At 69.7% G+C, this 21,869-nt stretch carries 16 protein-coding genes; 6 read left to right on the top strand and 10 right to left on the bottom strand.

What is annotated here, in order from left to right:
• Window positions 1–405 (bottom strand): kelch repeat-containing protein (locus tag D7Y21_RS30335; RefSeq protein ID WP_304988574.1); only part of this gene is annotated, 405 nt, incomplete at its 3' end.
• Window positions 406–758: 353 nt separating this feature from the next.
• Here D7Y21_RS30335 and glsA point away from each other — a divergent pair.
• A complete protein-coding gene (gene glsA, locus D7Y21_RS30330; RefSeq protein WP_120562805.1) occupies window positions 759–1,760 on the top strand; it encodes a glutaminase A in 1,002 nt (333 codons plus the stop codon).
• On the opposite strand, the gene D7Y21_RS30325 is transcribed toward glsA, so the two are convergent.
• From D7Y21_RS30325 to D7Y21_RS30315, 3 genes are read right to left on the bottom strand one after another with little or no spacing between them, the layout of a single operon-like run.
• Window positions 1,736–2,677: a hypothetical protein gene (locus D7Y21_RS30325; protein ID WP_120562804.1), complete on the bottom strand. Its 942-nt coding sequence runs from the start codon at window positions 2,675–2,677 to the stop codon at window positions 1,736–1,738. The two genes, glsA and D7Y21_RS30325, sit on opposite strands and share 25 nt — an antisense overlap.
• Complete coding sequence (locus D7Y21_RS30320) at window positions 2,674–3,678, bottom strand: hypothetical protein (protein WP_121717295.1); 1,005 nt, start codon at window positions 3,676–3,678, stop codon at window positions 2,674–2,676. Before D7Y21_RS30320 ends, D7Y21_RS30325 begins: the two co-directional genes overlap by 4 nt.
• A gap of 15 nt (window positions 3,679–3,693) precedes the next feature.
• A complete protein-coding gene (locus D7Y21_RS30315; RefSeq protein WP_121717292.1) occupies window positions 3,694–12,258 on the bottom strand; it encodes an RHS repeat-associated core domain-containing protein in 8,565 nt (2,854 codons plus the stop codon).
• Window positions 12,259–12,472: 214 nt separating this feature from the next.
• On the opposite strand from D7Y21_RS30315, the gene D7Y21_RS30310 reads away from it, so the two are divergent.
• Complete coding sequence (locus D7Y21_RS30310) at window positions 12,473–13,840, top strand: hypothetical protein (protein ID WP_121717290.1); 1,368 nt, start codon at window positions 12,473–12,475, stop codon at window positions 13,838–13,840.
• A gap of 19 nt (window positions 13,841–13,859) precedes the next feature.
• On the opposite strand, the gene D7Y21_RS30305 is transcribed toward D7Y21_RS30310, so the two are convergent.
• The 3 genes from D7Y21_RS30305 to D7Y21_RS30295 all read right to left on the bottom strand — a co-directional run bounded on the left by D7Y21_RS30305 (window position 13,860) and on the right by D7Y21_RS30295 (window position 16,571).
• Complete coding sequence (locus tag D7Y21_RS30305; protein ID WP_121717288.1) at window positions 13,860–14,801, bottom strand: hypothetical protein; 942 nt, start codon at window positions 14,799–14,801, stop codon at window positions 13,860–13,862.
• 57 nt (window positions 14,802–14,858) lie between these two features.
• A complete protein-coding gene (gene mtgA / locus D7Y21_RS30300; RefSeq protein ID WP_120562799.1) occupies window positions 14,859–15,737 on the bottom strand; it encodes a monofunctional biosynthetic peptidoglycan transglycosylase in 879 nt (292 codons plus the stop codon).
• A 216-nt stretch (window positions 15,738–15,953) separates the two neighbouring features.
• On the bottom strand, window positions 15,954–16,571 hold the full coding sequence (locus D7Y21_RS30295) for a hypothetical protein (RefSeq protein WP_121717286.1): 618 nt from the start codon (window positions 16,569–16,571) through the stop codon (window positions 15,954–15,956).
• Window positions 16,572–17,109: 538 nt separating this feature from the next.
• On the opposite strand from D7Y21_RS30295, the gene D7Y21_RS41985 reads away from it, so the two are divergent.
• The gene (locus tag D7Y21_RS41985; protein ID WP_158627378.1) at window positions 17,110–17,268 is read left to right on the top strand and encodes a hypothetical protein; all 159 of its coding nucleotides are present in this window, start codon (window positions 17,110–17,112) and stop codon (window positions 17,266–17,268) included.
• Window positions 17,269–17,323: 55 nt separating this feature from the next.
• On the opposite strand, the gene D7Y21_RS30290 is transcribed toward D7Y21_RS41985, so the two are convergent.
• Both D7Y21_RS30290 and D7Y21_RS30285 read right to left on the bottom strand, forming a co-directional pair.
• Window positions 17,324–18,625, bottom strand: a complete 1,302-nt coding sequence (locus tag D7Y21_RS30290; RefSeq protein ID WP_120562797.1) for a serine protease — start codon at window positions 18,623–18,625, stop codon at window positions 17,324–17,326.
• Window positions 18,626–18,791: 166 nt separating this feature from the next.
• On the bottom strand, window positions 18,792–19,154 hold the full coding sequence (locus D7Y21_RS30285; protein WP_147469417.1) for a hypothetical protein: 363 nt from the start codon (window positions 19,152–19,154) through the stop codon (window positions 18,792–18,794).
• A 60-nt stretch (window positions 19,155–19,214) separates the two neighbouring features.
• On the opposite strand from D7Y21_RS30285, the gene D7Y21_RS43535 reads away from it, so the two are divergent.
• Together D7Y21_RS43535 and D7Y21_RS42345 are read left to right on the top strand one after the other, a co-directional pair.
• Complete coding sequence (locus D7Y21_RS43535) at window positions 19,215–19,406, top strand: hypothetical protein (RefSeq protein ID WP_304988572.1); 192 nt, start codon at window positions 19,215–19,217, stop codon at window positions 19,404–19,406.
• A gap of 46 nt (window positions 19,407–19,452) precedes the next feature.
• Window positions 19,453–20,100, top strand: a complete 648-nt coding sequence (locus D7Y21_RS42345) for a hypothetical protein (protein ID WP_199735514.1) — start codon at window positions 19,453–19,455, stop codon at window positions 20,098–20,100.
• 74 nt (window positions 20,101–20,174) lie between these two features.
• Here D7Y21_RS42345 and D7Y21_RS30270 read toward each other — a convergent pair whose 3' ends face one another.
• Window positions 20,175–21,212, bottom strand: coding sequence for an MYXO-CTERM sorting domain-containing protein (locus tag D7Y21_RS30270; RefSeq protein WP_147469416.1), 1,038 nt, complete (start codon window positions 21,210–21,212; stop codon window positions 20,175–20,177).
• Between the two features lie 316 nt (window positions 21,213–21,528).
• On the opposite strand from D7Y21_RS30270, the gene D7Y21_RS30265 reads away from it, so the two are divergent.
• A partial coding sequence (locus D7Y21_RS30265; RefSeq protein WP_199735513.1) for a hypothetical protein occupies window positions 21,529–21,869 on the top strand: 341 nt, incomplete at its 3' end.

Below are 21,869 nucleotides of genomic sequence, written 5' to 3'. Positions count from 1 at the left end.
CACGAGCACCTTGCCATTGGCCAGCAACGTGGCCGTGTGGTGGGCACGCGCCTTGGCGAGCGAGCCGGTGGCGCTCCAGGTGCCGGTGGCCGGATCATACAGCTCGGCATTGGCCAGATAACTGGAGTCTAACCCTCCCACCACGAGCACCTTGCCATTGGGCAGCGGCGTCAGGGTGCCGCTCGAGTGGCGCAGGGCCATGGAGCCGGTGACGCTCCAGGAGCCGGTGGCCGGGTCATACAGTTCGGCGCTGGCGACGGGGCCGGTATGATTCTGCCCACCCGCCAGGAGGACCCGCCCATCGGGCAACGGCGCGGCCATGTGCGAGAAGTGGGGCAGGAGGAGTGCGCCCGTGACGGTCCAGTTCCCCCCGGCGGGGTCCAAAGCCAGAGGTGCCTCTGACACCTGGGGCTCCTTGGCCAGGGCCTCCCCTGCCCCTCCGGCGAATCCGATACACAGGAGCACGGTCAGTGGCCCCATGAGGTGCATCCCCTGCCACGTCTGCCTCACTCGAAGCTTGTTCACGAACGCTCCCCCCGGATGACGAGCCCACACGGACTCGACATTGACGGAACGACAACCGGAGGAATCCGTGAGGCTCTCGCTCTCTCACCCCGGGGTTGGGGACGCGACGCACCCTTGCAATGCCTTGCACTGGACACCTGGGATGGCGGCCCTGCGCTCCCTGATGCACAACGGACCTTCCAGGCAGGAAGCTCCACTTCTCCCCTGCTCCAGGAAGCCGAGGGCCGTCACGCATGGACACCACAGGCGAGCCCCCCTTCATCTCCACCGGGCAGCTCCCCGCCGCGGAGCGGGTCCGGGCGTTGGTGGACGAGGCCTACCAACGCCACCAGGGGAACACCGAGGGACAGTGCTCGCAGGTCTACCCGGCGCTGGCGAAGGTGGATCCCCGCCTCTTCGGTGCGTGTGTGGTGGGCATCAACGGCAGCAGCCATGGGGCCGGGGACGTGGACCATCCCTTCTCCATCATGAGCGTCTCCAAGCCGTTCCTCTTCGCGCTCGTCTGTCAGGCTTTGGGGCCTGAAGTGGCCCGGCGCAAGCTGGGGGTCAATGGCACGGGCCTGCCGTTCAATTCGGCCATGGCCATCGACCTGAGCCCGGATGGACGGACCAACCCCATGGTGAACCCGGGAGCGCTGGCGACCACGGGCCTCGTTCCAGGCAGCAGTCCGGAGGCCCGGTGGCGGTTCATCCATGAGGGGTTGTCGCGCTTCGCCGGGCGCCAGCTCGCGCTCGACGAAGAGGTGTATGCCTCCGCGCGGGAGACCCACCAGCGCAACCAGGGGCTCGCCTTCCTGTTGCACGGGCTGGGCCGCCTGGAGGCGGATCCGCTCCTGACGACGGAGCTCTACACCCGCCAGTGTTCCCTGGCGGTGTCCGCCAGGGAGCTCGCCGTGATGGGAGCAACCCTGGCGGACGGGGGCGTCAACCCGCTCACCGGCGAGCGGGTCGTCGACGAGGAGGTCTGTCATCACACGCTCGCGGTGATGGCCACGGCGGGGATGTATGAGACCTCCGGTGACTGGCTCTACGACGTGGGGGTCCCGGGCAAGAGTGGCATTGGCGGCGGCATCGTCGCCGTCGCGCCGGGCAAGGGCGGGCTGGGCACCTTCGCCCCGCTGCTCGACGCGGCGGGCAACAGCGTCAAGGGACAGCTCGTCGCGCGGTTCCTGGCCCCACGGCTCGGCTTGAGCCTGTTCATGTCACGGCCTCAGCCCAGCGCGGCCCAGACGTAGACGGCCGAGTACGTCTGCGCCTCCGTCCAGATCGCCTTGCCCGAATTCACGATGGTGGTGCAGTCGGCCAGCCACCGGGTGGACTCGAACTCGAAGACGCCGGGCGAGGCCGACACCGCCACCGGTTCGCTCGCACCAAAGGTCACCGAGCTGAGTGGCATGGGGGACATGTTCGTCGCGCTGAAGCGCCCGAAGAACGACTGGAGCAGCACCGCGGTATGCCTCAACGCCACCGGCGCGCCCGTCTCCACCCGCAGCTTCGTCTTCCCCCAGTTGATGTCATTGACGGTGTAGGTCGACTCGTCGGCGACGATCCCGAACCACGCGTTCTCCTGGGCCTCCCCCAGCACGAGGCCCGACGGGCTCACCGTGCAGTTGGAGGCGCCCTTGCCCGTCAGCGTCCCGGCGCCCGTGACGTAGGCGCTGCCCGGGGCGGTGAGGGACGCCGAGATGCCCGCCGACGCGCCCACGCCGCTGACGTCGTGGCTGCCCGAGGCGAAGTCGAGCTTGAAGCCCGACAGCACGGCGGCGGAGAACTCCGGCAGGGACACCACGGCCTCGGGCCTGGACATCTGCCCCGTCGCCAGCTCCTCGCCGCTCACGACATAGCGTGTGCTGGACTCGCCTCCGACCCAGGCGATGACGGTGATCCACACCCTGGCGGACGACAGCGGCGTGCCCGACACCTCCGCCTTCACCTTGACCTGCCGCCGGCTGTCCTCTCCCGCGTTCTCCCGCGTCAGCTTCACGCCGAACCCGGAGATGGCGGAGCCCCCCAGGTTCCCTCCCGAAGCGCTGGTGGCGAAGTTGATGTCGAAGCGCGAGATGCCATACAGCGCGAGCCCCACGTCGCCCGAGAAGTCGAACGTCGCCGTGTCCCCGGAGACCACTTCCTTGCGGCTGAACTCCCAGCTCATGACTCACCTCCAGGCAGCGGCCTTGCGATTTCGGCGATGACGAACGCCGTCAGGTTGCTCGTGGGGGGCGGCGCGATTCCGTAGTCGTCGCCCGCGCGCGAGTTGAAGATGTTCAGGATGAGCGTCCCGGAGATGGTCTTCCCATTCGAGATGCTCAGCGTGTCGCTCGTGACGCCCGCCTCGAACAGCTCCAGGTCGCTCGTCTTGTCCCTCTCGAAGTTGATGTTCACGTTCTGCAGGAGCACCCCGGCCCGGCGCACCGTCTCGCCCGCGTTCAGGGTGGGCGTCACGCTGAAGGCGCACGTCACGCCGTCGCGCTCGTCGTCGACCTCCGTCCACTTGCTGGACGCCGTGTCGATGGAGAGGACCCGGTAGGACGTCACCCCGTCGGTGGACAGGAAGGCCACGTCCGCCGTCCCCGTCCGCTCCTCGTCACCGCTCTGGGCCGCCTTCCCGCTCACCTTCGCCTGGGCGCCTCCGGGCTTCTCCACGGAGGAGGTGAAGGACAGGCTGCTCACCTCCTTCGCGCTGCTGCCTGCGATGTAGAAGCCGGCGAGGAACGCGCGGGCCTCCGCCGACGCGGAGGCGATGGGGATGGCTTCTCCCCACTGCCCGGAGAGCCCGTAGAGGTTGCCCGCCACCGCCTGGTACGCGGGGTTCATCAGCCCGAGCACGGCGACCACGGTGATGCGCACGAAGCTGTCGTGCCCGCTGCCGTCCGTCGAGCAGGCCGCGTCCGCGCCATTGTAGTTGGTCATCACCAGTGACGCCGTCACGTGGACGGCGTCCTCGGTGAGGTTCGGCACCAGCGTCACGCTGGCCTGCCCCACCGCCTCGGAGGTGGAGCCGTTGTCGGCGTAGTACAGCCGGAAGTAGCTCAGCCCCGCCATCGCCCCGAGCACGCGCTCACCCGGCAGCAGGTCCTCACTGAAGTCCACCTTCATGGGTGACGCCCAGGTCTTGTTCTTGGGCATCACCGCGGTCTTCACGCAGATTCGCATCGACTCCTCCTCTTCTCAGGAAATCCCAAAGGCGCCGACGAGCCGGCCGGACGGACCGAAGTCCATGGCACTCGAGCTGCCCATCACGCTGGGGCCGGTCATTCCCTCCAGCATCGCGCTGCCCGCGGATTCGAGCTTGCGCGTCACCCGTTCCTTGAGCTTGTAGCGATTCTTGACGTAGCCGAACGACGTCCCGCCCACGCCCACGGTCAGCCCCCAGGCCCCGTCCAGGATGACGTTGAGGGCGTCCTTCCAATCCGTCCCGAACTCGTTCTCGCCGTAGACGACGAGCGTCACCAGGTTGGTCAGTGGGATCGAAACCAGTCCGGCGACGGTGTAGCCGATGGTGTTGCCCAGCGCGCTGTGCGGCAGGGCCACCATGAACTGCTGCCACGCGTCCTCGGCGGGGTTGAGCTTCTTCTGCAGCTGGTCCCAGTAGGTGGCCTCGGACATCCACTTCTTCGCCTTCGTCCCGAACGAGGCGTCCGGCTTCGCCGCGTTCTCGGCCAGCATGGAGGCCCGCTGCCCGAAGCCGCCCCGCACCTTCTCCTCGCGCCCCGCCCTGGCGCGTCCCTGGATGCCGCCGGAGATGCCCCCGCGGATGAAGCCGCTCACTCCGCCCACGATCACCGTGCCGGTGAACTCCCCCCAGCTGAAGTCGTCGGCGGTCAGCGCGTAGGTCATGCCGTTCCAGCCGGCCGCGGAGACCATGCTCGCGAGCGCGGACAGCCCCGCCGTCCGCCCCATCGTCGTCACGTCCAGGACCAGCCCCGCCACGGTCCCCGCGGCGGCGACGGCACCTGAGAACACGACGACCACCGCCCGACCGCTGTCCGAGATGGCGCCCGTGCGGTCCACCCGCGTGGTCGGGTGGTTGCCCGCGTAGGTGTAGGGGCTGGGGAACTCGTCGGCCGGGTCCGGCGCGTAGAAGCGGCCCAGCACCGGATCCATGAGGCGGGCGTTGAGGTTGTAGAGGCCCGTCTCCGCGTCGTACTCGGCGCCGGAGAAGCGCAGGCGCATCCACGGCGCGCCGCCCGTCGACTCCCGTGCAGCGCCGAAGGCGGTGTAGCCGAAGCCCTCCACCAGCGTGCCCTGTGCGTCGAACAGCGCGCGCGTGGAGCGCAGCCGGTCGCTCGATGCGTGGTAGCGGACGCCGTCGCGGTACACCAGCGGGCAGCCCGTGGGGCCCGGCACGTACAGCACGGTGCCGCTCTTCCCGCCCGTCACGAACAGCGGCTGGTTCTCACCCGGGAAGCGCACCTCGCGCTCCTCGCCGCCGGGGCCGCGCACCCGGGTGGCCACGCGGACGCCATCGGCGTCGTAGGCGTACTCGACGGTGCTCGCGTCGCTGGCGCCGGGGCGGATCTGGATCCGGCCGGGCAGCGCCATGCCGGGCGAGTAGGTGAAGTCCAGGTCCACCGGTCCGGTGCCCCGGGTGCGGCGCGATGACACCGTGCCGTCTGCCCGCCAGGTGAACGCCGTCTCACTGCCGTCCGGCCACGCCACCGTGTCCAGCCGGTTGCCGCCCGGCACGTACGACAGCTTCGCGCCGGAGAGCTCGTGGATGTTGCCGTTGAGGTCCTCCTCGTACTGGAAGCGCTCGGCGGCGTCGGTGCCCTCCACCGACTGGGAGGTGGTGATGCGGCCCAGCCCGTCATAGCCATAGGCGAGCTGCTCCCGCTGCGTGCCGATCACCGCGCTGGTGCCACGCACGTTGCTGTCGGGCGCGAAGGTGTACGCCTGCGTGGCGATGGTCCCGGCGGAGGCGGTGGATTGCAGCAGGTGGCCCGGCGAGTCGTAGGCCATCTCCCAGTTCACGGGGCCGGAGCGGCCCGTCCGGACCCGCGCCATCGCATCCCACCCGAACGACGCCAGCTCCGTGCCCGCCTCGTCCTGGATGGAGGTGATGTTGCCCTGGACGTCGCGGCCGTAGCGCAGCGGCCCGGGCTGGGGGAACAGCTCCAGCGGCAGCCCCAGCCGCACCAGCGCGTTCGTGTTGTCGTAGCCGAACGTCACCTCCAGCGGCGCGGCCTCCTCGCCGTCGTCCCACGTCACGCGCAGGGTGCGTGCCTCCGGCTGCCCCAGCGGCGTCCAGCGGTACGAGGAGTCCACCGTCGCGGGCGCGCCCGTGTCCTGGGAGCGGGAGCCCACCAGCTGTCCCAGCGCCAGCGCGTCCCAGCCGTCGCCGTCGTAGCGCCACACGCCCGTCGTCACCGCGCCCGAGCCCGGATCCGTCAGCGGCCAGCCCGGGAGCTCCGCCCGCTCGAGCAGCAGCGGTTCGTTCCATTCGGCCGTGACGTGGCCGCGCGCCGTCATCCGGCTCATCGCGTCGTAGGTCGTCCAGCTGATGCGGCCCTCGGCCGCGTCCGCCGCGGTCTGGGCGAAGCGCGCGCGCCCGCCCCGGTCATGGACGTAGCGCGTCTCTCCCGCGTCGGGGGTGGACTCGCGCAGCAGCCGGCCCAGGCAGTCGTAGTCGCGCACGATGGCCGCGTCCGTGCCGTTCCGCCAACCGTCGGGGAGGATGACACGCGTGCGCGTGCCCGTGGGCTGCATGCCCAGGTCCATGGCGGAGACGTACGTGGAGTCGTCCGGCAGCGGCACGAGCACGGCGAGCGCGGCGTCCTTCGCGTCACGCACCTTCAGCCGCCGCTCGCCCACGGGCGAGATGAAGGTGGTGACGCGGAAGTCGGTGGCCGGCAGGTCTAGCCCCGGCAGCACCGCCGCGTCGGACGCGTAGCGCACCTTCGCCGTGGGCCGTGAGTCCTCCGGCGTGGTGTACGGGTCGACGATGGCCCACGCGGCGCCCGGCAGGCCCACCTCCACGGTGCGCCCCAACGGTGACGCCTCCAGCAGGCGCCGCGAGTACGGGTAGCCGCCGTCCGCGGAGCGCCCCGCCTCGCCATTCCAGTAGTCCGTCGCGTCGCCGGCCATGACGCCGCTGCCCGCGAGCGAGTCCTGGAAGGCCGGCAGGTCCACCAGCCCCGTCCGGTAGAGCAGCGGAGCCAGCGCCGCGCCCGAGCCGAAGTCGCCGGGCACGGACTTCGTCTTCACGATGGTGCGCCCCAGCGCGTCCTCGATGAGCTGGTTGACGAGGTACGTGTCCCCTCCGAGCGCCTGGAGCTGACGGTCCGCGCCGGTGGAGTCCTGCAGGCGCGCTTGAATCACCGGGCCCTCCATCCACGCCAGGTTGCGCAGGCCGAGCGCTCCGGAGCCCGAGGTGAGCGCCGCGCCTCCGCGCACGCCCGCCGCCACGGAGAACACCAGGCCGCCGTCCGTCCAGAACAGCAGCCGGCCTCCCGTCACCACCAGCAGCAGCGAGGCCGGGCTGGAGGCGCCCGGGCCCACGGGCGAGACACCCTGCCCGCCCACGTCCAGGCGCCAGCCATCGCCGTCCCACGAGAGCCGCGCGGCGGTGCCCACCGTGAAGCCGAATCCCGGCGACAGCGTCACCGGGCCCCCGTCCACCGCGGTGGGCTCCACGTAGAGGGCCCACGCCTCCGTCTCCGGCGCGGTGGCGGTGAGTGACGCGTCAGGGGTGCCCTCATGCAGCAGCAGGCCCGCGTCCGCGCGCCAGGCGCCCTCCGCCGAGGGTGCCCATGCGTCACGCCACGCCTCGCCGTCGCGAAACGTCTGCATGCTGCCGTCGCGCGTGGCCTGGACGACCAGCTGGGTGTTCGGGTCCCCCGGATTGAAGGCGGCGTTGCGCTGGCGGGAGCTGAACTCCAGCTGCACGCCCTTCAGCGCCCCATTGGCGCGCACCTGGCCCACCATGCGCCGCGTGGGGCCATAAACCGCCCGGGACGTCAGGCCTCCGGGGCCCACGTTGGCCGTCAGCTTGTGCGTCCCCGGCTCGAAGGCCTGCGCCATGACGTTGGCATCACGCGGGTAGAAGCCCACGTCGTCCACCCACAGCTCACCGCCGCCCGCCTCGACGCGCAGCCGGACGGAGAGCGGGCCGTCGGACGCGAGGCGCGCGGAGTGCTCGCCCAGCGCGATGGCCGCCTGCACCCAGGTCCAGCGCCCGGAGGTGTCGTCCAGCGCGAGCCGGAGGGGCTCGCCCACCACCGTGCTTCCCGAGGTCACGGTGATGATCAGCACGGGTGACGCACCGGCCGCGGCGTTGCGGGGACGCGCATACCAGCAGCCGGCGACGTAGGTGCGCGCGTTGTCGGCGGGCGTCAGCGGTGCGCGCTCCACGGCGGCGTCCCCCCCTGGCAGCCACGCGCAGCGGACGCCGGTATGGGCACGCTCCGAGGTGACGGCGGCGCCTCCGGTGAAGGTCCACGCGTTGAGCGGCTCCTGCGATTCGAAGCCGGTGGCGTCTGCCTCCTGCTCGGCCAGGTCCGCGTTCGTCACCATCAGCAGGGGCAGTTGCCCGGTGGCATCCACCCGCGTGGAGTGAGCCACGCCCGATGCGTCCTTCGACAGCGTGGCGATGCCCCGGCCGTCGCGCGTCAGGATGCGCGTGCGCATGAACCACTCCGGGGGAACGGTGTCCGCGCCGAACGGGAACCGGGCGCCGTTGGAAGCCGTCGGGCCGCCCCAGTCGTAGCGGGCGGACACGTCGAGCACCGTGCAACCTCCGGCCGCCTCGAAGGGACCGTAGGTGGTGGCGGCGCACGCGGACACGGAGTCCACGCCGTCCTTCGGCCACACCCGGGTGCGCATCTGCGCGACGGGGGTCAGCACGTTCTCCCACGCCAGGGCGCGCCAGGCGGGCACGGCGGCGGCGAAGGTGGTGGCCATCTCCGTCGTCCACGTCACGCCGTGGACGTCGCGTGTGTCGAACGACTCGGAGGTGGTGCCACCCGTCAGCGGCGCGGGGAGTCGTCCCAGGTAGCCATAGCGCGTCTCCAGCGCGAGGCCGTCCTGCATGGAGCGGATGCTCGCCGGCCGCACGTAGGCGCCATGCAGCATCACCTCGCTCCACGTTCCCTGGACCGCGTCCTGGAGCGACGTGAAGCCGGCGCGCGACGTGAAGACCTCCCAGGTGTTCGTCTCGCTGGCGACCAGGCGGCCGGTGTAGCCGCGCACCGCCGTGGGGGACTTCGGATCCTCGTCGCTGTCCACCGTGTAGCGGCGTTGGGTGGTGGGGTCCTCGACGGACCAGTACAGGTAGCGCCCGTCGACGCGGCGGGCTTCGTAGACGGCCTGGGCGGACAGCGCCGCTTCGGCCGGGAACAGCGCGCGCAGGGCCTCCGGCACGGGCGTGCCCGGCGGTACGTCAGGCGTGAGGCCCAGGGCGGCGGAGCCAGGCGCGGCGAACAGCGCGGCGCCCTCGAAGGTGAGCGTCTGGAGGGGCTGGCCGTCCAGCATGCTCAGGCCCTCGTCCGTGGCCCCGTTGTCGTAGGTCGTCACGGTCCGCCCGCCCTGCGCGGCGGACGGATCGTCACAGCCATCCCAGGCCGTGGAGCGGTAGTACTTGATGATCTCGCCGGATGGGTCGCACGCGGCGCTCACCCGGTCGAAGCTCCACACGGAGCGCAGCCGCTCGCCCAGGCCGGTGTCGATGGTCAGCGAGCGCACCGGGTAGTCCACCAGCGCGCCCTGGATGTCGCCGCCCACGAAGCGGTGCAGGGTGAGGCTCGGCGCGCGCTCGAAGTCGGGCGCTGTCTGCGGATAGGTGACGAGGGTGGCGGGGCCGGCGGGGCTCTTGCCGGCGCGAGGTGGAGACACCAGTCCCTCGGGCGACAGGGGGCTGACGAACGTCTGGCCGGCGATGGTGGAGGTGGCCTTCGCGCGGCCGTTCTCCAGCAGCGCCAGGGCGATGCGCGCGGCGCCCTGCCCCGGAGGCAGCCGCCACCCCGCGAAGTCCGGGGCCGCGTCGACGACGCTGAAGAAGTCCGTGCCTTCCGGTGCGCCCTCGTAGACGGGCTGCTCGCTCTCCGGCCCCTTCCAACCGGGCGCGGCGCCGCGGTACCAGACGGTGTTGGAGGCGACGATGAAGTCCTCGCCGGTGGCCGCGGGGTAGCCGAAGTCCTCTCCTGGCGGCAGGGCCGGCATTGTCCTCGGCGCGCGCGCGAAGGTGCCGCTGTCGGCGTCGTAGGCGAGCAGGCGCGTGGTGACGCCATCCGCCACGTTGAGCACCTGCAACACCACGTCGCGCCCGTATGCGTAGGCCAGCCAGCCCGGCCGGCCGCGTCCCTGGTCGGTCAGCGCCTCGGAGGTGTTCCAGCCCACGCCATCGAAGCGCCACAGGTACCGGTCGGTGCCCACCAGCTCGTTGCCGGACACGGACGGCACCGGCGGCCATGAGGGCCTGGGCACCTGCGTGACGGAGGACAGGCGCAGGTTCTCCGCGTCCACGCCCTGCCCTGCCTGGAACTGGTAGTCCGCGTCCCAGCGGCGCACGCGCAGGGCGTAGCGGCCGGTGGCGCTGGAGTCCGTGGCCTCGCACCACGCCACCATGGATGGGCCGTCCGCCCAGGCCATCTCCGTCTGCCGGGGCCCCAGCTCCACGTCCAGGGAGCCGCCGTCGTTCCACCGGTGGTCGCCGTCCAGCCACGCCAGCGACACCGTCCCCTTTCCGTTGAGGTGCTGCCACAGCAGGTAACGCTCGCCGCGAGCGAGCACCTGCATCGTCCGTCCCCGCACCGCGGGCGCATCCCCGCCATTCCAGGCGCGCCGCTGCCAATCCCAGGTGAGCCGGTAGAGGTTGTCACCGGCGCCGTCGAAGCCGGAGACGGTGGCCAGGAGGAAGCGCTCTCCGGCGGCGAGCCGGGCGCCCGTGGCCTGCGGGAAGGAGAGCCACGCGGTGCCGTCCCCATTCGAGTACGGCGCCCACTCCCACGTGCGCAGCGTGCTGCGCCGGAACGGGAGCACGCGAACCTCGGTGCCGACGCGGAAGGTCAGCCCGAAGAAGTCCGAGGAGGTGGCACCCGCGAGCGTGTTCGCGTCCAGCGCCTGCTCGCCCTCGTAGACGAGCCCCTCGCTGGGGGTGGAGCGCTGCCAGCGTCCCGTCCACGTGTGGACCTGGAGGCTCAGCCGCTTGCGCTGCGCATCCAGCCAGCAGGTGACGGCGTAGTCCGGCCCCAGCCAGACGAAGGGCGTGTTGCCGGTGGCGCCGAAGCCCGCGGGCGGCGTGACGGTCAGGTCCCGCTCGCAGATGTCCAGCGGGATGGCGCCGTCGTACGCGAAGGTGCCGGTGGCGCCCTCGGGATAGGTGACACGCGTGAGCGCGCCCGGGTGGTCCGCGCCCTCCTCCAGCGCATAGGCGAACACGTAGCCGGGCAGGCTGCGTCCGGCCGGGTCCTGCTCGGTGATGCCCGTGAGGAAGCGCTTGCAGAGGTCGGCGGACGACGCGGCGGGTGTGCCGGGCACGGACTGGGGCCGGGCGTAGTCCAGCGTCACGCGGTACAGCTCGCGGCCCGCATCGTCCAGGACGCGCAGCCGATCCAGGTACAGCGTCTCGTAGCGGTCCTGGAAGGCGTTGGGGGTGGTGAGGTTCTCCGGCGCCACACCGTCTGCGGCGGGCGCGAGCACCTTGTGCGGATCCTGGTACTCGTGGACGGTGGCCGTGTACCACTTGGGCGCGTAGTCCAGCGCCACGCTCCGGCCGCCCACGCCGGTGATGCGCGAGAGGTAGCAGGCCTTGGTGTACGGCAGCCCGTCGGAACCCACGCGCTGCTCGACGGTGGGGAGCAGCCCGTCCGCGCCGCGCTCGAAGGTGTTGTACGCGTAGGTGACGCGGTCGCCGTAACGGTCCACGCGCGCGATCAGGTTCCACGCGTGCGCGTACTGCGCCTGGCCTTCCCGGCGCGTCGAGCTGCCCACCCAGCCGCCCCGCTCGCCGCCGAAGCGCACGCCCCACTCGATGCCGTGGCCGGTGCTGGTGGCGAAGCCCTGGGAGGTGACGGAGACACCACCGCCGAAGACCCGCTGCGTTCCCGAGTCGTCCACCGCCACCCAGCGCTCGTAGGTCGGGTAGTAGCGCACGCGCCAGAAGCTGAAGTCCTGCGGCTCGAAGCCGAGCCCACCCGCCGCCACCGCGAGCACCGGAGGACCGGCCGCGCCGGCCTGCTCGGACAGGACGAAGGACTGCTCGTGGAGGGGATCCTCCACGTCCCACGGGCCCTGCCCGCTGACGGTGGCCTGGGGGGACAGCGGGAGACCGGCTGCGGCGAAGGCGGTGATGAGCTCCTGCGAGACGAGGGGCCCGCCGAGCCGCGAGCTCAGCGCCGCGTCCAGCAGCGCGCGGACCCACGGGCGGGTGGTGGGCACCAGCCGGTTGCGAGCGCCTCCGGACTCCAGGATGAAGCGCCGCGCGGCGAGCGACAGGGCGCCGTCGGACTCCGCGACGATCCGCTCGCGAGGGAGCATCCATCCCAGGCCGACCACGCTCGTGGGAGCGTCGAGGTTCCAGCGCGTCGCGGCGAGGTGGATGGAGCTGTCATAGGAGAGGCCCAGCTCCACCGCGAGCGTGTCGTCTCCGAGCTTCCCCGGGAGCTGGACCAGCGGGCGCTGGTAGCTCACCGAGCCTCGGAAGAGGTTGATGCTCTGCCGGAGAGAGCCGACGTCGGTTGACGCGAACTGGGCAGGGCGCTGCGGAGGGGCCTGGTTGGGGGCGCGCGAGGAGGGCATGACGGTCCAGGGAGGGGATTTGATGAGCGCCCGTGATCAGCGGCGCTCAAGCCCGGGGCCTTTGCGTGGAACGTGCCAGCGCAGTGCGAGAGCGCACGCCTGGGGAACACAGGGATGAAGTACGGGATGGCGCGTTGCCTGGACACGCGCGTGCGTTCTGGCGGGACGCTCGGCGGCTTGGGGTTTCTGCGTCGGATTCGCTAGAAACGCCTTCGTGCCGCCCCCATCCCTCTCCTCGCGCGGTGGCTTCGCGTCCTCCACGCTCGCGCTCTGGCTGATGTGTCTGGCCCTGTTCGGCATCTACATCACGAGCCCGGCGCGGTTGCAGACGGACTCGCTGTGGTCCATCCCTTCCGCGGCCAGCATCCTCCACGAGGGCAACACCGACCTGGACGAGTTCCGGCAGTCGTTCTTCCCGGGGACCGCCTATGCGCGCAACGAGGCCGGCGGCCGCACGTACTACGTGTACCCGCCGGGCGTGATGGTCTCCGCGCTCCCGTTCCTGGCCGCCGCCGAAGGACTCATCACCCTGATGGAGCCGGTGCTGCCCCACCTGGGGACGTTCGGTGCGGAGGCGCTGGCCTGGAGGGGGCTGTTCCGGAACACAGTCAGGGTGGACCTGAGCGCCTTCGCCGGCACCGAGAACCTCATCGCCTCGTTCTACGTCTGCGCCGCCGCGGCGGTGCTCCTCGTCACCCTGCGCAGGCGGGTGTCCCCGGGGGCGGCGCTCGTCACCGTGCTGCTCTTCGGCCTGGGCACCACGGCGTACTCCACCGCGAGCCGCGTGCTCTGGCAGCACGGCCCCGGGCTCCTCGCCATCGCCTGCGTCATGCTGTTGCTGGCCCGGCCCGAGCAGACCACCCGCACCGCGTTCCCGCTGGGCTTCTGGGTCGCGGCCGCCTACGCCTGCCGGCCCACGCACTCCCTCAGCGTCCTGGTGGTCACCGGGTTCATGGCCCTGCGCTTCCGCCGCCAGCTGCCGGCCTACTTCGCGGGTGCGGCGCTCGTGGCGATTCCCTTCTGCGCGTACCACCTGTCTGTCTACGGCTCGGTGTTCTCGCCCTACTACCGTCACTCGGTGGATCCGCTCTCCAGCCCGTTCTTCATGGCCCTGGCCGCCAACCTCGTCAGTCCCTCGCGAGGCCTCTTCGCCTTCTCACCGTTCCTCGTGCTGGGCGTGGTGGGCTTCGTCCAGCGGTGGCGCCGCCGCAGCCTGGAGCCCTACGAGGTCGTCTTCGCCCTCATCTTCGTCCTGCACTGGGCGGTCATCTCCTCCTTCTTCATCTGGTGGGCCGGGCACTCCATTGGCCCGCGCTTCTTCACCGACGTGCTGCCGTACCTCGCCTACTTCCTCGCGTTCCCCGTGCAGGCGGTGCTGGAGGCCCCCTCACGGCACCGCGTCCTCGCGGGCGCGCTCGTCGTGACGGCCGTGTTCAGCGTGTTCGTCCACTGGCGGGCCTCCAACTCCTATGACGTCCACAACTGGAACTCCTTCCCGGTGAACGTGGACAGGAATCCCTCGCGCGTCTGGGATTGGAAGGATGCGCAGTTCCTGCGCGCCCTCCCCGCCCGCTACTGGTGAAGGGGCTTCCCCTGAGGGTTCACTGCTTCGGCGCGGGCTTCTGGGCCGGGGTGTTGCGCAGGTCCGCGCGCACCACCGCGTCGCCGAAGCGCTCCACGTTGGTCAGCCAGGCCGCCGCGTTCTTCACGTAGCGCGCGGTGCCCGCCGTGTCCCACTTGTTGTAGAGGCGCGTGAAGCCACCGTCGAAGATGGCCCGCTTGCCGCCGTTGTCATAGAAGGCCGCCACCAGGTTGCCCGCCGAGCCATGCAGCAGCGGCGTGAGCCGCGGGCTCGGCTGGATGGTGGCGATGGTGATGCCCTCGTAGAGGTACTCCAGGCCGGTGGTGAGCAGGTGCCGGCGCAGCAGCCCCGGCCCCTCCCCGTCCTTGCGCAGGCCGACCGTCTGGTCGCCGATGAGGTTGCCCTCCATGCCCGTGCCCAGCAGCGCCTGGCCCACCACGTTGGCGTCCGCGTAGTAGGGCGCGTTGTCGCCCCAGATGTACACGCCGTGCCCCGCGTCGAAGAACTCCTTGATGACCTTCACGTGCTCGGGCGTCAGGTGCTGCGTCTCGTCCGAGATGATCCACAACTGACACGCCTTCTGGAGCGCCTTGCGCAGCTCCTTGGGGTCTGGCGCGCTGTTGCTCCAGCGGTAGACGGAGAAGCCCTTCTCCTTCAGCGCGGCCTTCGCCAGCGAGAAGTCGAACCCCTGCGTGTAGAACTGGAGCACCGCCACCGTCTGACCTTCGAAGGCGCCGTCCACCGCGAGGTCGTTCTGGTTGCCTTTCGCATTGCCAAAGCCGTCGCGTGCCGCGGGGCGCACCGATTCGCGCACCTCCTGGGAACCGTCATTCCGCGTCACCACCCGGCGAACGCTCTCCATGGGAGCGTTTTCACCCGCCACCTGGTTGTACTGCGCGAGGGCTGGAGTGGACGACAGGACAAAGGCAATGCAGCAGAACAGCGGGCGGAGGGCACGCACGAGAACCTCGACGGGAAGGACGTGGCACCTTTCACGCACAGCCCCGCGAAAAGTTCTTCAGCTGGCCTCCGCCACCAGACCGGGCGCGGGCGATACACCGAAGAAGCGTGAGAGCTCGGCCTGGGCCTCGCGGGCTTGCGCCCCGCTGATGCGCCCCTCGCGCTCCAGCCTCCCGATGATGACACCAGCACGGGAGCGCAGGGTCTCGGGCCGCTGCGCCGGCAGCCAGCGACGGGGGGCGGGCAGCATGGCCGCGAGCATCGCGCCCTGCGCCACGCTGAGCGACCGGGCCGAGAGGCCGAAGTGCTCCCGCGCCGCCGCCTCGATGCCGTAGACGCCCTCTCCCCACTCCACGACGTTCAGGTACAGCGCGAGGATGCGCTGCTTGGACAGGTGGTCCTCCAACTGGCGCGCGAGCAGCAGCTCCTTCCCCTTGCGCAGCAGGCTGCGGTCCGTGGAGAGGTAGAGGTTCTTCGCCAACTGCTGCGTGAGGGTGGAGGCGCCGCGCCCCAGGCGCGCCTCGCGCACCGACTGCTCGAAGGCGTTCTCCACCTCGGTCCAGTCCACGCCCTCGTGCTTGTAGAAGCGCGCGTCCTCGGAGATCAGCACGGCGTCCACGGCGTGCGGGGCCACCGCTCCGAGCGACACCCAGGCCTGGCGCGCGCGAGGCTTCTTGCCCGCCTCGTGCGCCTCCTCGGCTCGCTGGGCCATGAGCGCGGTGGTGCGCGGGTTCTGCGTCCGCAGGGAGCTCACGTCGGGCATCCGCGCGAACTCCACGCCGAGCCAGAGGGCGAGCATCAGCCACCCGCCGAGCACCCAGCGGCCCCAGCCCGAGCCGGAGGGCTTCCCCACGACGCGCCGGGCGCCGGAGGAGAGCTGCTTCGTCTTCTGCGTCCGGATGTTGGAGGCGCGCGCGGAGGGCGGACGGGATGTCATCGGTACGCCTACATCTGCCCCGATCAGCCCCCTCTGTCCAGAAGACGGCCGGGACGGCCCCCGGCGGCGCGCCCTTTCCGAGCGGACGCGGATTTGACCCGGCTCAATTCGTCCACCGCGGTGGTCCGCGCGGTCGGGTCAGGGGCCGGCGCGCCGTTTCCGGTCCCCACCCAGTAGTCAGTGAAGAGACCCCAACCCCCGGCACCGGAGGCTCCCTCACTTCCTGCAGATGGCGAAGGTGACCGCGCTGTCGGAGAAATACGCCTTCTGGGGGCCCCATGCGCCGTGGAAGGTGTCTCCCTCGTCGCCCGACGTCTTGTACATGCGATAGCAGCCCGCCTCCTTCCGCGCATACGAAGTGCGGGTGCTCGCGAACACCTCCAGCGTGATGCGGTCACCGCCATCCACCGCGACCACCCCGGCGGCGTGGTAGGGGGAGGTCCCCTCCCTGTCCCACTTCAAGTTGACGATGACATAGGCCTGGCTCGCGAGCGGCATCGCATTGTCATTGCTGCCCTTGCCACTGCTCAGGGAATTGGCGACGAGAATGTTTTCCAGCGCGCTGTTCCCGAAGTCGCAGCCCATCTCCACGCTCCTGCTGCGCGTCGCTTCGTCCTTGGGGTCGAACTGCGACTGATACATGATTTCTTCGGCGGTATGCAGGCAGTCCTTGATGAACGTCGTGGAGACGCAGGGGACGTAGATCTTGCTGTTGAACAAGGTGTCGCTCAATCCCTGCTTCCGGTGCACGTCGCTGTTCAACGGGGCGGATGTCGCGAAAATCACCTGCCCACCCCAGTCATCCGGGATGAAGAAATTGTCGTTCTCCGACATCCATCCCTCCACCCCTTTACTCTTCGATGGGAATGTCACCCTCTTCATGTGGCGTGTCCTCGTGAAGTGGCCGCGGGAGCTGTCCGCCTGCGCCGGCAGCAAGGTCCGCTGATTATAGACAGAACCATCCACGCGCGGCGCTTGCTGGCTGGGATGTCGCGGACCACCCAACCCCATACAACACGTGCACAGGCCTGGTCTGTCTACCTCACGGGCCCTGGCGTCGTGACGCTTGAGCATGGCGTGCCGTGCGTCCCAGACTGACTCGGCTGCGTGATGACGGAACGCAAGCGGCGGCGGTCCCTTTCCACCCCTGGAAGCCCCCCATCATGCGACCCATGTATCAGGACGGTGCCGCCGACGTTCGCTACGGCCGGCGCATCCAACTGGGCACGTCCACCCCCATCAACAGCTCTGGCAGAGCGTCCCAATGGCAACGCCGCTTCGGTCATCGGCACCACGCTGCCTTCGGTGGCCAACGCCATGGCGCTTCTCCCCCAGGCTGCTGTTCGGATGGAGGAGTCCCCCGGGAAGCCCCTTGGGCAGCAGCGCCGTGGCGTTGGCCACCGGCGGCAAGCCGGTCGAGGTGTTCCTCGACATCAGCGGCAGCCAGCAAGGGTTCACGTACCGCGGTTTCTGGTTCGGGGACGAGCCGGGGCGGACCTACGACGATTCGCCCATCGTGCTGCCGGAGTGAAGGAGCCCGGCGCGGGCGGTGACGGACGCCACCGCCCGCTTCGGTCCTTCAGGGACTACTGGACGGTGTACGCCACCGTGCCGCTGCAGCTCCCGCTGTTGTAGCAGCCGACGCGGATCTGGTAGGTGCCCGCCGTCGTGGCCTTGAAGCTCGCGTAGGACAGCGTGCCGCAGGCGTCGTCGTTCGAGGCCACCTGGGTGGCTCCGTTGTACAGGCGCAGGTACGTGTCACCCGTGCCGGAGGCGCCCGGCACCGTGCAGGTGCCGAACTTGAGGGTCTGCCCGGCGGCCAGGGTGACGTTGTGGTTGACGGTGTTCTGGTTGGCGCTGTTGGTGTTGGTGGCGGTGAAGGTGAACGTCACCGGCGTCGCGGGCGGCGGGTAGCCCGCGCACAGACGCGTGCTGGTCGCCACGCCGCAGTACTCGTCGATGGCCGGCCGAACGTAGGTGATGTCCTCGCCGCGGCAGCCCGTCTCCGTGCAGGTGTTGACGACGTTGCAGCTCCCGTTGGCCTTGTAGTCGGTCTCGCCGCGCACCAGGATGCCGGCCACCGTGTAGCCGTTGTTCTCGTACACGCCCGAGCCCGAGTTGCCGCCGAACGTGTCCGTGGTGCCCACGAAGTAGTCCAGCGTGCCCGCGCGCGCGTCACGCACCGAGCCGCCCGAGTCGATCTTGAAGGGAATGCCGCTGCCCGAGCCGATGACCGTCACGTTGGTGCCCACGGGCAGCGCGGCGTTGCCCGCGCGAATGGGGGCGGGCGTGAAGCGCGGGGTGGCCGGCCGGTCCAGCCGGACGATGGCGAAGTCCAGGTTGCGACCGCCCACCGTGGCCTGCTGGCGCGCGACAATCGCCTGGCAGGAGAAGATGTCCGCGGTCGTCACCTTCTGCATGGAGCCGGCGGCGGTGCGGTAGAAGTTGAAGACGAAGCGCGTGCTGGTGCAGGCCGAAGCGCTGGTGATGCAGTGGCCCGCCGTGAGCACCAGGTCATCGTCGATGAGCGTGCCGGAGCAGAAGGCCGGGGTCTGGTCGTCCAGGAAGCGCTCGGAGGTGCAGAGGTTGTACGCGGAGCGCAGCGTGGACGCGTTGAAGGTGACGTCGTCGGGTTTGGTCGCGTTGAAGTCCGAAGGGTTCATCAGCGCGACGGTGGACTGCTGAGCGCGGGCACGCAGCGTGGCGTTCGTGTGCGCGTACACGTCCGTGCGGTTGTCAGTCCCGTAGACGACGGGCTGCTTCTCCGTGCCCAGGGGAGCGTTGTCGGTGGACTCGGCCTCGGGGGCCGGACCACAGGCCACGAGGGAAAGGGTACACAGCAGCGTTCCGAGCAGCGTCCTACGGCCGGAAGTCCGGGGGATTCGCATGTGCTGAACACTCCTTGAGGGTGAGGACCGCCCGCCAGGGGGCGAGCAGCGGACCGCATGCTCGCGCCAACCATGCACTCTCCGCAACGCGTCCTTAATCAGGACTCGGCGTGGTCCCGGAACTCCCAGCAAGGAGGAGAGTGCATAATTCCTGCGGGAATGAACTTCATTCCCCCTCCGGAGAACAGCGCGCCACGCTCTTGAGCTCCCAGCCGCTCCAGCGGAACGAGGAAGCTGCCATCCCGCGTCCGTGACGGACATCCGTGTCGAAAGCGCTGACCAGGGCGGCTGACGGCAAGCCGAACCTCCCTTCAAAGCACCCTCCCAAGGGCGCATTGGTATCACCCGGCTGTGAGCAATCATTGCTCGCCGTCAAACCCGAGGCCCGGCCCAGGGCCCCTGCCGCGCGGCGGAAGTTCAGATGCCGGGCGATCTCCAGGAACACCGTCAGCTCACGGACGTCGGCCTGCATGGGGCTCTCTTTCTGCTGTTGAGACGGATTCACCAGTCTTGTGTCCTCCGTGCGCATTCACTCATGGATGGCCCAGGTCCATCCCTTCGCTCGTAACCTCCGACGAGGAGCACGTACATGAAGACCGGGCTCATCACTGGCGCCTCCCGTGGTTTTGGAGTCCTCATCGCCCAGGCGGCGCTCGACGCGGGAGACCGTGTCATCGCCACCGCGCGCAATCCCCGGAGCATTCCCCTGGCGGCCCACCCGCTCTCCACGGACTTCAGTCGAGCTTGTGTCTATTGCCTTCTGGGTGGCGTCCAGGAGTAAAGCTGGCGCTACTGGAACTCCCCTCCCACGAGGAGTCACTCACGGCATGATGTACGCACTCACGGCTGACATCTCACACATCGAGGAAGAAGATGTCTTCGACGCCGTCAGCATCGAATTCGACGGCTTCGAGTCCGTGACGTTCCACAAGCCCGGCATCGACTACCAGCGAGAACGGGGGGCTCCCGAGGTCATCGAGTTCGTTGGCAACCTGGAGAACGCCGCCCGGCTCGACCACCTGTTCACCGCGCCCCGGGGGCTGCTGCTGATCTCCCGGCGCATGGTGCGCGTGCTCGAATCCGTGGGGCCGTTCCGTCACCGGCTCATCCCCACGGTCATCTACGCGGAACGCATCAAGCACCTGGTGCTTGACCGGTTCACCCGGCAGCGGACCTGGTACCCGGTCCAGGACCCCACGCTGAAGAACGAGGACTTCGTCATCCTCCAACTGCTGGAAGAGACCGACTGCCTCGACCGGGAACGCACCCTCGTGAAAGGCGTGCCCTTCCACCAATCCGGAGCGGGGCTCCTGGGCAGGGAGAAAGCCCGGCCCCTCGTGCTCCAACCACCGCCGGAGGGCTTCCCGCCTGTGTTCGCCGTCCCCGAGCTGGCCTTCTACTGCTTCACCGAGGCGGCCCGGCAGGCATGTGAACACGCAGGGCTGAAGGGGCTCTGGTGGAGGCCCCAGCAATAGCTGAGTCTGTCCGCAGTGGGTCCAACGGCCCAGTCGACGGGCTTCAAGCCGGGCTGCGTCCACCCCTGAAGGGGTCAACTCAAGTGCGGGGCATCACCTCCCTGACCTTCATGCGCCGCGTGCCGACGCCGCCGGCGTGTCCCCGCCAGCAGGCCCAGGCTCGCCAGCAGCCACGAGGAATCTCCCGGGCCCGCCGAGCATCCGCCTGCCTCCTCCTGCTCCACTGACTCCTCCGCGGCGAGCTTGACCTTGAAGCTCACCGCGAGGCTGACCAGGCTGGTGTTCCCATTCTCGTGGGCATGGGCCGTCACGACATGGAGCCTCTCCGCGGAGAGAGGCTGCGAGGAGGTGACACACCAGAGGCCGGCCGCATCGACGGTGGTGGATCCGATTTCCTCCAGATCCACGATGACGGAGATGGTGAGGCCAGGACGGGCGGTGCCGGAGAAGACAGGCATCGGTCCGTCCAGGGTCGCGCCGAGGAAGGGCGAGGTGATGCCTGGGGCCCTCAACGTCGTCAGGTCCACGAGCCAGGAGTAGGAGGCCGGGGTCGCATCCCTGATGCCGCGCTTGTCGTATGCATGCACCCGGAACGTATAGGCATTGTCGGGCAGGTCGGCGTAGGTGACAGGCGAAGTGCAGGAACTGAAGGCCTCGCCATTCAAGCTGCACTCGAAGCGGGCTCCCGCGTACTCAGCGGTGAACGCGAAGCTCGCGACGCGCCAGAAGGAAACGGGGAGCGGAGCGGAGTAGATACGGGTATCGGGCCCGGGCGAAAGCACAAGCCAGTCGTGGCTCGCGGGGGTCGCATCCACGTTGCCGGCGCCATCCATTGCCCGCACCTGGAAGACATGCGGCCCCTTGGACAGGTTGGCGTAGGCCACTGGCGAAACGCAGGTGCTGAAGTCCGCCCCATCCAAGCTGCACTCGAAACGAGCACCCTCCGAACCCGTGAAGGTGAAACGGGCCGTGGATTGGCCGCTGGGACTGGGCGGCGCGAAGGTGAGCGTGGTGTCGGGCGCCGTAGCACCAACGCTCGAGGCCCCCTGGGCCCGTGCTCCACCTCCCGAGCCTGAAACGCCCAGGAACAGGAGCCCGGTCAGCGCCCCCATGAAGGCCGTACTCCGCCACATCCGCTTCAGCGGTCTCTGGTGCAAGCGAATCCCCCCAATGGCAAACCCACGCGACATGAATCCAACGGCGATGGGTCGAATCCCTGAGGGCGTGTCTGGCGAACGGAGGCCAATCCCTGTCAAAGCCCTTCCAATGGTGGACAGTGGAGTGCCCTGAGGTGCGTGGCGGGGTGGTGCTTGCCCGGCGTGCGGCAGCCTACCCCTTCGGCCTCAAGGCGCCATGGCCTCGACGATTCGGGCCTTGCCTCGGTACGCGGGCGCCCCAGGTTTGAACTTGGACCATTGGAGGGACCTCATGAGCTACAAGATTCCAAGACTGGGTTGGTTACCGGATCCGCTCGATCCCCGCGACCTGACGGTGCGGGCGCCGGAGGTGAAGCGTTCCCTGTCCGCGGTCATGCCCCGGCTTTCACCGAAGGGTGCGGTGGGGGTGACGGCGGCGGGCGCTGGGTCGGTGGGCCCGCTGCGGGTGGACCTGCGCAAGTGGTGCTCCGCGGTCGAAAACCAGGGACAGATTGGCTCCTGCACGGCGAACGCGGTGGTGGGCTTGTATGAGTACTTCCAGCGCCGGATGACGGGCGAGAACATCGAGGCCTCGCGCTTCTTCCTCTACCGGGCGACCCGGCGGCTTCTGGG

This window comes from Corallococcus sp. AB045, from assembly GCF_003668895.1.
Taxonomy (GTDB): Bacteria; Myxococcota; Myxococcia; order Myxococcales; family Myxococcaceae; genus Corallococcus; species Corallococcus coralloides.
Note: the sequence above shows the minus strand (reverse complement) of the source record. Positions and strands in the feature narration are given on the sequence as shown.

What these genes read in the sequence shown, in the direction of transcription:
- glsA (WP_120562805.1), top strand. Translation starts at nt 759, where the DNA reads ATGGACACCACAGGCGAGCCCCCCTTCATCTCCACCGGGCAGCTCCCC.
- D7Y21_RS30325 (WP_120562804.1), bottom strand. Translation starts at nt 2,677, where the DNA reads ATGAGCTGGGAGTTCAGCCGCAAGGAAGTGGTCTCCGGGGACACGGCG.
- D7Y21_RS30320 (WP_121717295.1), bottom strand. Translation starts at nt 3,678, where the DNA reads ATGCGAATCTGCGTGAAGACCGCGGTGATGCCCAAGAACAAGACCTGG.
- D7Y21_RS30315 (WP_121717292.1), bottom strand. Translation starts at nt 12,258, where the DNA reads ATGCCCTCCTCGCGCGCCCCCAACCAGGCCCCTCCGCAGCGCCCTGCC.
- mtgA (WP_120562799.1), bottom strand. Translation starts at nt 15,737, where the DNA reads ATGACATCCCGTCCGCCCTCCGCGCGCGCCTCCAACATCCGGACGCAG.
- D7Y21_RS30295 (WP_121717286.1), bottom strand. Translation starts at nt 16,571, where the DNA reads ATGTCGGAGAACGACAATTTCTTCATCCCGGATGACTGGGGTGGGCAG.
- D7Y21_RS30290 (WP_120562797.1), bottom strand. Translation starts at nt 18,625, where the DNA reads ATGCGAATCCCCCGGACTTCCGGCCGTAGGACGCTGCTCGGAACGCTG.
- D7Y21_RS30285 (WP_147469417.1), bottom strand. Translation starts at nt 19,154, where the DNA reads ATGCGCACGGAGGACACAAGACTGGTGAATCCGTCTCAACAGCAGAAA.
- D7Y21_RS43535 (WP_304988572.1), top strand. Translation starts at nt 19,215, where the DNA reads ATGAAGACCGGGCTCATCACTGGCGCCTCCCGTGGTTTTGGAGTCCTC.
- D7Y21_RS42345 (WP_199735514.1), top strand. Translation starts at nt 19,453, where the DNA reads ATGATGTACGCACTCACGGCTGACATCTCACACATCGAGGAAGAAGAT.
- D7Y21_RS30270 (WP_147469416.1), bottom strand. Translation starts at nt 21,212, where the DNA reads ATGGGGGCGCTGACCGGGCTCCTGTTCCTGGGCGTTTCAGGCTCGGGA.